The organism is Microbacterium sp. P5_B6 (assembly GCF_056400345.1).
Genome location: NZ_JBFULL010000065.1, coordinates 1 through 1,813, shown reverse-complemented (window position 1 = coordinate 1,813; position 1,813 = coordinate 1). Strand labels below are relative to the sequence as shown.

The 1,813-nt window shown below is 64.6% G+C and carries 3 protein-coding genes; 2 read left to right on the top strand and 1 reads right to left on the bottom strand.

The features are described from left to right. The coding region (locus tag AC1DP3_RS18215) for a DUF6541 family protein (RefSeq protein WP_477295768.1) at nucleotides 1–462 on the bottom strand (462 nt) is incomplete at its 3' end. Between the two features lie 128 nt (nucleotides 463–590). Here AC1DP3_RS18215 and rfbA point away from each other — a divergent pair. Next, nucleotides 591–1,460: a glucose-1-phosphate thymidylyltransferase RfbA gene (gene rfbA / locus AC1DP3_RS18210; RefSeq protein WP_477295766.1), complete on the top strand. Its 870-nt coding sequence runs from the start codon at nucleotides 591–593 to the stop codon at nucleotides 1,458–1,460. Then, a partial coding sequence (locus tag AC1DP3_RS18205; RefSeq protein ID WP_477295764.1) for an NAD-dependent epimerase/dehydratase family protein occupies nucleotides 1,460–1,813 on the top strand: 354 nt, incomplete at its 3' end. The genes rfbA and AC1DP3_RS18205, both read left to right, overlap by 1 nt.

Below are 1,813 nucleotides of genomic sequence, written 5' to 3'. Positions count from 1 at the left end.
GCCGAGAGACAGCGACGACGCGTTCCCGGTGTCGAGCACGAAGCGGACGGCGTTGAGGTGGAAGATGTCGTCGAAAGTCTGCGAGATGCTGTCAGGCTCACCGAGGATCAGGACGATGCGGCCGGAGATGAGCACCGCCGCAGTCAGGAGCCCGACCAGCAGCCAGACATCGAACGGACGACGTACCCATCGGGTCACTCGGTTTCGCCGTGTCGCGTAGCGTATTCCGCCGATAGCCGCCGCAAGGACGAGGGTGACGAGGGCGACCGGCAGGAGCGACCACGAGAGACCGATCCATGACGCGATGACCGCGGTGCCGCTGATGACCGTGACCGCGAACGCCGGCGCGACGGCGACCGACCAATAGCCCCGGAGTCCGAGGACCCGAGCGAGCGGCATCCCTACCATTCCGAGAAGCACCACCGTCACGAGCGCAGCCCAGGCGAACGAGATCCAAGCCACGGGAGGGGAGCCTTTCGAAACACGGGCGAGCGCGACCAAACGGTCGCTCAACAATACCCAGCCCCATCCTGTGATTTACCGGCAAGGCCGGTCCGGTGCCCGCGGACCGTCTATGGCACGATTGTCAGGTGAAAGGCATCATCCTCGCTGGCGGCTCGGGTACTCGGCTGCACCCCATCACCCTGGGCATCTCGAAGCAGCTGATCCCGGTCTATGACAAGCCGATGGTCTACTACCCGCTCTCGACGCTCATCGTGGCCGGCATCCGCGACATCCTCATCGTGACGACGCCGCACGATGCAGAGCAGTTCGAGCGGCTCCTCGGCGACGGCTCGCAATTCGGAGTGAATCTGACCTTCGCCCGCCAGCCCTCACCCGACGGCCTGGCTCAGGCGTTCACCATAGGCGCGGACTTCATCGGCGACGACAAGGTCGCGCTGATCCTGGGTGACAATCTCCTGTACGGTCCGGGTCTGGGGACTCAGCTCCAGCGCTTTGACGACATCGACGGTGGAGCGATCTTCGCCTACTGGGTAGCCGAGCCTTCGGCCTACGGCGTCGTCGAGTTCGATGAAGGCGGCCGGGCTGTGTCGCTCGAAGAGAAGCCGGCGGTACCCAAGAGCAATTACGCCGTTCCCGGGCTCTACTTCTACGACAACGCCGTCATCGACATCGCGCGCGACCTCAAGCCCAGCCCCCGCGGTGAATACGAGATCACCGACGTGAATCGTGCGTACCTCGAGCGGCAGGCGCTTCAGGTCGAGGTTCTTCCGCGTGGCACCGCGTGGCTCGATACCGGCACATTCGATCAGATGACGGATGCCGCGGAATACGTGCGCACGATGGAGCGGCGCACCGGGCTTCGCATCGGCGTGCCCGAAGAGGTCGCCTGGCGGCAGGGCTTCCTCAGTGATGACGAACTGCGCGTGCGGGCGGAGAAGCTCGTGAAGTCCGGATACGGCGCCTACCTGCTCGACACATTGAAAAGAGGGCGCTGATGGCGAATCTGCTCGTCACGGGCGGGGCCGGATTCATCGGGTCCAATTTCGTCCACCACGTCGTTGCTCACACGGATCACGTCGTGACCGTCCTGGACGCCCTGACCTATGCAGGGAATCTGCGGTCTCTCGAAGGACTGCCGGAAGACCGGCTCCGCTTCGTGAAGGGGAACATCACCGATGCCGCCCTCGTGGACGAGCTCTTCGCGGGATCCGACGCCGTCGTCCACTATGCGGCCGAGTCGCACAACGACAATTCGCTCCACGATCCGCGGCCGTTCCTGGACACGAACATCGTCGGGACGTACACGCTCCTCGAGGCGGCGCGTCGGCACGGCACCCGCTACCACCAC